This window comes from Spongiactinospora rosea (genome assembly GCF_003315795.1).
Taxonomy (GTDB): domain Bacteria; phylum Actinomycetota; class Actinomycetes; order Streptosporangiales; family Streptosporangiaceae; genus Spongiactinospora; species Spongiactinospora rosea.
The window spans coordinates 776,576-783,085 of the sequence record NZ_QMEY01000002.1; the positions used below are offsets into that span (position 1 = coordinate 776,576).

Here is a 6,510-nt window from a genome sequence, read left to right on the forward strand (position 1 = left end):
CGGACACCGCGGTCACCGTAGGCGGATCTCTCCCTTCACACCCCCCGCAAAGGACCGACTGTGCGATTAACCGTACTGACCGGCGCCGCGGTGGCCCTTGCCGCCGTACTGGCCGTCCCGCCCCCGTCCGCCCAGGCCACGCCCCCTTCCCCTTCGTCGGACGGCGTCAGCAGGCAGCAGGCCCTGCAACGCGACCTCCGCCTCACCACCGAGCAGGCCCGGGTCCGCCAGGCCCACGAAGCCACCGCGATCACCGTGGAGCGGCGGATACGCGAACGCCTCGGCGACCGCATCGGCGGCGCCTGGTACGACCCCGCGCGCGAACGCCTCAGCGTCGGCGTACTGACCACCGAGGACGCCACGGCGGTCCGCGACGCGGGCGCCACCCCGGTGCCGGTCAGGCGCAGCGAGGAGCGGCTCGCCGCCGCCAAGGCCGCGCTGGACCGGGCCGCGCACGCCGCGGGCCCCGAGATCCACAGCTGGTACGCGGACGTGCGGGCCAACACCGTGGTCGTGACCGCGTCCGACCGGACGGCCGGCGAACGGTTCGCCCAGGCCGCCGGGCTGTCGGTCACCGATGACGTACGCGTCACCGTCGATCACCCGATCAGGCCGCTCGGCGATGTCCGCGGCGGCGACGAGATCAGCGTCGTCATCGAAGGGCAGGGCAGGGTCGGCTGGTGCTCCGTGGGCTTCCCCGTGGACGACGGCGGTTTCGTCACCGCCGGCCACTGCGGGCAGCCGGGGTGGCGCACCCAGGGCTGGGACAGGACCGACCAGGGTACGTTCGTCGGCTCGACCTTCCCCGGCGCCGACCAGGCGTGGGTCCGCGTGAACGACGACTGGACGCCCCGCCCGTGGATCAACGACTACAACGGCGGCAACACCCCGGTGACCGGCACCCAGGAGGCCCCGATCGGGGCGTCCGTCTGCCGCTCCGGCCGTACGACGCACTGGCGCTGCGGCGAGATCACGGCCAAGGACGTCACGGTCAGGTACGTCGAAGGGGTCGTCCCAGGTCTCACCAGGACCACGGCCTGCGCGGGAGGCGGCGACTCCGGCGGCCCGTTCGTCTCCGACGGCGAGGCCCAGGGCGTGCTCTCCGGCGGTGGCGGCGACTGCGGCGGGCCGGACGCGTCCACCCTTTTCCAGCCGATCAATCCGGTTCTACATGAATACAACCTGACATTGACCACTACGAAGCGAACCGGGCGAATCATCGGCTGGAAGAATCGATGCGTCGACGTGCCGTCCGACCGGCGTGTCGAAGGCGAGCGCCCGCGGCTGTGGACGTGCGACGCGACCGGATCCCAGCTGTGGACGTTCCATCGGGACGGCACCGTCCGCAACTTCAACCTGTGCCTCGACGTCGCAGGGGCGGCGGTCCGGATGTCCCGCTGCGGTGACGCCCTGTCCCAGCGGTTCACCCTGACCACGGCGGGCGACCTGGTCAACGCCGGTGCCGACAAGTGCGTGGAGGTCGCGGGCGGGGGCCGCCACGGGTACCGGCTCCAACTGGCGACGTGCGACGGCGGGCGCCGGCAGGAGTGGCGCCGGGGCTGATGCCCGGCTGGTGAGCGCCGGCCGGGGTAGGGCAAAAGCCTCGACCGGCGCATTACCACAATTATTGAAACACCACATTATGCTTAATTTATATTCAATGGAACGCTGGCCATCGATAATTGAGATCTCCAGCGAAGCCAGGTGGTTCGGCGAAAGTCGCGCCCGCCCCCGGCGGTTGAGCCGCCGGTTGAGTTGGCAGTTGAGTGGAGAGCGTGGGTCCTGTTAACTTCGTCCGGTGGATGATGGGCCAGCACGGGCGGGGGCGATCGAGGACTTCGCGGGAGTCCTCCGAGAACTACGCCAATCTGTCGGAAATCCCCCTTTTCGGGAGATGTCCGGTCGTTCGGGGGCAATCTCCCACACAACCCTGCACGAAGCCACCAAAGGCAACCGGCTCCCGAGCTGGGAGACCACCACCGAGTTCGTCCGGGCGTGCGGCGCCGACCCGGCCGCGTACCGCGAGCGCTGGGAGCGGGCCAACCAGGCGGTCCGGGGGGCGGACCCCCCGGTGGATCGCCCTCCCGATGGCGTCCCGCACCCCCTCCCGGCGCAGCTCACCGTACCGCCGCAGCCGGACCGGCCGAACGACGAGGCCCTGTCCGCCCAGACCACCCGTCCTGTACCGGAGCGCCGCAGGCGAGTCCGGCTGACCGTCCCGGCGGCGCTCGCCCTGACGACGATCGGCGTGGGCGCGGCGGTCCTCATCATGATCGTCATCTACCGCGGGTTCGAGCCCGCCGATCCCGCCCCGAGCGGGTCCGCGGCTCCGTCGCTGTCCGCGATCGACTGCCCGATACGCCAGCCCAACCCCCCTCCCGCCCCGCCCGCCCGCAACGGCGACGCCTCCAAGTTCCGCGGGGACATCACCCTCACCGACTGCACGCACGTCGGACCGGGCGAGACCGTGACCAAGGTATGGCGGCTTGAGAACACCGGGAAGGTGCACTGGAAGGGATACTCGCTGCGCCGCCTGGAACCACAGCATCCCGATCAATGCCAGACCCCTGCCGAAGTGCCGGTCAAGGAGACCAAGCCCGGCAAAATGGTCGACATACGTGTCGACATCATCACACCGACGAAGCCGGGCTTCTGCTTCGTGCGCTTCAAGATGCTGAACGCTTCCAAAGAGGTCGTCTTTCCCGGCAGCCGGCCGATCAACTTCCAGCTCATCATCGACGAGAACTCCGGTTCCCCGCCGCGGTGAAACGGCGGGAAACCGGAGCCGGACGCGCTATGGGATCGCACTAATGGATCGCGATCCTCGTGTAGTAGGCCTTGAGAATCCTGGTGTGGCTCCAGCCCTTGTTCGCCTTGTCACGCGAACCGTTCTGTGACATCCAGTCCCCATCGCGCCACATGCCGCACGCCGTCGACGACTGGCAGTACTGGGCCTGGAAGACCTTCCCATTGCGCGTCAGCCGGGTGCCCCACGTCGCGTTCACCGCGGCGTTCGTCGCCGCCGTCGCCGAGCCCGGCCTGTAGACCTGGCTCGATGTGTGGTCGTAGACGTCGAAGCACTTACCGTCCGGCGTTTTGCGCGTCGAGTGCAGCGCCCAGTACCAGCCGTAGTTCTTGACGGCGATGGCCCCGGCCCGCAGCGACTCCCGCGGCCACTGCGAGCGCCACTCGTTGGGCAGGACGTTCCTGACGTAGTCCTTGAAGGCCACGCTCTCCACGCGACCGAGGGACTTACGGTAGACGAGGATCGACGTGGGCAGCCTGCTGTGCGAGCCGTCGGTCTTGCAGCGGGTCGGCGCCGTTCCGCCCATGAATTGGTGCGAGGCGTTCTGGTTCTTCAGGGCGGGGATCAGGTTGCCCTTCGCGCCGGGCCTGAAATCCTGGTGGGTGCCGGCGAACCTGCTGTTGAAGTACACGCGCACCGTTTTGCCGCTGCGGTTCCAGACGGACGCGGCGGAGTTCTTGATGCACTTGCCCTTGCCGTTGCCCGGGCCCTTGAAGTCGTAGCAGGAGGGCTGCTTGGTCGCGTAGTCGGCGACCGAACCGGTGAAGTCGGAGACCGACCCCTTGTTGTTGCTGTTGAAGTAGTAGCAGAACTCCCCGCTCTGGCACACGCCGTCGCGTTCGGCCGCCGAAGCGGGCGTGGCGGTGATGGCGAGCACCGATCCGCCGAGCGCCACCGCGGCGACCGCCGTGGTGAGCCGCGAGATCAGCCGCGCTGTTCGTGAATGCACGGTTGCCTTCCTCTTTCTACCCAGGCCGCTTGACCGCAGGCCGATCCTTCACAGGCCGCTTGACCGCAGGCCGCTTTCTTCATCGGCCGCTTTCCTCGCCGGCCGCTTTCCTCGCAGGCGCGGTGCGCTATCGGACGTTGTAGCCGCGAGCGCGCCAGAACGCGTTCGGGTTCGGGTTCTGCAGGTGCGAGTCGCCGACGCTCTTGGCGGCGCGCAGCTGCCGTCCCGGACGCAGCTCGACGTGGGTGTGCGCGGCCGCCCTGGACGAGATCCCGCGCCACGCCTCGGTGGCGATGATCTGACCGGTCCGCACCACCTGGCCCACCCGCAGCGAGGACGACGGAGCGGTGTGCAGATAGATCAGCGTCTTGTTCAGCGAGCTGTTGTAGATGGCGATCGTGGAGAGCCCCGAACCGCCATTGGCCCCTCGCGCGACGTTGATGACTGTACCCTGCATCAGGTTGTGCACGTTGGAGCCCACGCTGCGGGCGAAGTCGATGCCCTCGTGCCGGCCGGAGGTGCTGGTGTAACCGTCGAAGGCGCAGGTCAGCCGACCGGTCTTCGGCTTGTACAGCGCGTACGACATATTGACGCGCGACGATGACGACGGACCGAACTCATGCGAGGCGTTCTGGTTCTTCAGGGCCGGGATGAGGTTGGCCTTGGCGCCCGGTTTGAAATCCTGGTAGGTGCCGCTGTAGTTGCTGTTGAAGTAGACGCGGACCGTCTTGTTGCTGCGGTTCCAGGCGGAGGCGGCGGAGTTCTTGATGCACTTGCCCTTGCCGTTGCCCGGGCCCTTGAAGTCGTAGCAGGAGGGCTGTTCGGTCGCGTAGTTGGCGAGCGAGCCGGTGAAGTCGGAGACCGAGCCCTTGTTGTTGCTGTTGAAGTAGTAGCAGAACTCCCCGCTCTGGCATACGCCGTCCCGGCCGGCCGCCGAAGCGGGCGTTGCGGTGATGGCGAGCGACCCGCCGAGCGCCAACGTCGCGAACGCCGCGGTGAAAACCTTGTTCATCGTGCCCATGATGCTGTTTCCTTTGAATTCGTATGAAGTGGATTTCGGGTGGAGCAGGACTTCGGATGGTCAGCGGCGCCGGTATTCCTCCCAGGTACGGATGGCCACCTTCGGGCCGTCGTCCGGCCCACGGCCGGAAAGTCCGTTGAACCCCAGGTAGTAGTCACCGACCTGGCGCTGAGCCTGACGGGAGAGGTCGGTGTCGCTGATCGCGACGGCGTGAATGTGCCACGGCCAGTCGTCCTGGCTCGGGTCGCGCACCCATGCCGCGAAGCCGACCCGCCGCAACGCGCGTATGGCCGCGGTGCGGGTCGCCGCGTTCATCCCCTTGACCGAGATGTCGACGACGCCCCCGCCGTCGTGGGTACCTACGGACGTGGGGTCGCCCCCGGGGTTGTACGAGCCCTGGTCCAGCACCAGGCGGCGGCCGAACAGCCGCTTGGCCTCGGCCAGCATGCTGCGCGTACGGGTGTTGACGACGCCGCCGTCCACGGACACCCGGCCGCCCGGAACGATGGTGTGGGTGACCTTGAAGCGGCCGGCCCCGAGCTTGACGAGCGACGTCTTGCCCGGCAGCCCGTTGGCGGCGAGCCCCTTGTAACCGAGCGACTTCTGGTACTTCGCGTAGGCGGTGATGGTCGTGCTGCCGAAGTACCCGTCCACCCACTGCCCGTCGAGCAGCCGCCGGTCACGCAGCGCCTTCTCAACGAGCAGTACACTGGCCTTGGCTCCCGGCGTCCGCGTCTCGTCCGCCCGCCGCGGGTCGATCTGGGCCGCCTTGACCGTCGCCTCCATGTTCACACTCGGGAGGGCCCTGGCTGAGGCCGCCTGCGCCACCGACATCCCGGACGCTCCGGTCAAACCGGCGACCAGAGCGGCCGCCAAGAGGCCAGTGACGCGCGAGGTCGGCTTCATCGTTTCTCCCTGTTCGGGTTATGCGAGAATTTCTGTGACGCGGCCCACACTTCTGGTTCTCTTCACGCGTCCGCAACAAGATCCTGTTGTCAGCCTGTACGGCGGGCTGTTCTTACAGGTGAGCAGGCCGTCTTACAGGCATCTGACAGCGAGCGCCCCCGCATCGATGACAAGATGACGGACATGACGATCACCCGAAAGGCCGATGCCGCGTAGCCGCCCCGGCCGCGTCCGCGCCGAGCTTCCCCTCCGGCGCCAGACGCAGGATCCCCCCACGACCATCCCTGGCCTGTCCCCGGCGGCCCTGGCCGAAGTCCGGCGGATCGAACGCCTCAAGAACTACCTGTGGCCGGGCTCGATCGAGTCGGCCTTCATCCGCTGGCGCAGCTTCGTCCACCAGCCGAACCGACGCCTATGGGACTACGAGCAGTCCGGGTGCACGGAATGGGCCTGCTGCGGCGACCCGGCACAGGCTGTCCGTGGCCATGTAAAAGTCCCCACAGGTGGCCAGTTCAAGGCCACCACAGGTGGCCGGTTCAGGTCCCCACTTCGTCTTCGCGCTGGTTGGTGTGTCGCGCGGCGATGTGTGCCCTGAGCGGTGATCGTGACGGTGTCAGCCAGTCACGAGATCACCGCTCAGGGGGTCTGCCCGGCCATGAAGTCTTCGGGGGAAATCATGGACATCATCGCCGCCTACCAGGAGGTAGGCACCTATCGCGGAGCCGCGCAGATGTGCGGCACCACGCACAAGACCGTCAGACGCATCATCGAGCGGGCGCTGGCCGACGGCAAGCCGCCGGGCCGCAGACGGCGCGGGCACAACTTCGA

Annotated in this window: 6 protein-coding genes; 3 read left to right on the forward strand and 3 right to left on the reverse strand. The window is 67.9% G+C overall.

Annotated features, from left to right (window positions below; translation table 11 throughout):
* Window positions 1-60: 60 nt before the first annotated feature.
* Entirely contained in the window at window positions 61-1,563 is a 1,503-nt protein-coding gene (locus DP939_RS08670) for a ricin-type beta-trefoil lectin domain protein (protein ID WP_113980065.1), read from the forward strand.
* Between the two features lie 331 nt (window positions 1,564-1,894).
* A complete protein-coding gene (locus tag DP939_RS48640) occupies window positions 1,895-2,767 on the forward strand; it encodes an NBR1-Ig-like domain-containing protein (RefSeq protein ID WP_113980066.1) in 873 nt (290 codons plus the stop codon).
* A gap of 40 nt (window positions 2,768-2,807) precedes the next feature.
* Here DP939_RS48640 and DP939_RS08680 read toward each other — a convergent pair whose 3' ends face one another.
* From DP939_RS08680 to DP939_RS08690, 3 genes are all read right to left on the reverse strand, one after another.
* Window positions 2,808-3,755 carry a SpoIID/LytB domain-containing protein gene (locus DP939_RS08680; RefSeq protein ID WP_113980067.1) on the reverse strand — a complete coding sequence of 316 codons (948 nt, stop codon included), beginning with the start codon at window positions 3,753-3,755 and terminating at the stop codon, window positions 2,808-2,810.
* Window positions 3,756-3,882: 127 nt separating this feature from the next.
* The gene (locus DP939_RS08685; RefSeq protein ID WP_199565023.1) at window positions 3,883-4,776 is read right to left on the reverse strand and encodes a peptidase inhibitor family I36 protein; all 894 of its coding nucleotides are present in this window, start codon (window positions 4,774-4,776) and stop codon (window positions 3,883-3,885) included.
* Between the two features lie 60 nt (window positions 4,777-4,836).
* Complete coding sequence (locus DP939_RS08690; RefSeq protein ID WP_113980068.1) at window positions 4,837-5,682, reverse strand: peptidoglycan-binding protein; 846 nt, start codon at window positions 5,680-5,682, stop codon at window positions 4,837-4,839.
* Window positions 5,683-6,337: 655 nt separating this feature from the next.
* On the opposite strand from DP939_RS08690, the gene DP939_RS08695 reads away from it, so the two are divergent.
* Window positions 6,338-6,510 (forward strand): helix-turn-helix domain-containing protein (locus tag DP939_RS08695; RefSeq protein ID WP_318656271.1); only part of this gene is annotated, 173 nt, incomplete at its 3' end.

Coding starts and splice junctions, on each gene's coding strand:
- DP939_RS08690 (WP_113980068.1), bottom strand. CDS start 5,682: ATGAAGCCGACCTCGCGCGTCACTGGCCTCTTGGCGGCCGCTCTGGTC.
- DP939_RS48640 (WP_113980066.1), top strand. CDS start 1,895: ATGTCCGGTCGTTCGGGGGCAATCTCCCACACAACCCTGCACGAAGCC.
- DP939_RS08685 (WP_199565023.1), bottom strand. CDS start 4,776: ATGGGCACGATGAACAAGGTTTTCACCGCGGCGTTCGCGACGTTGGCG.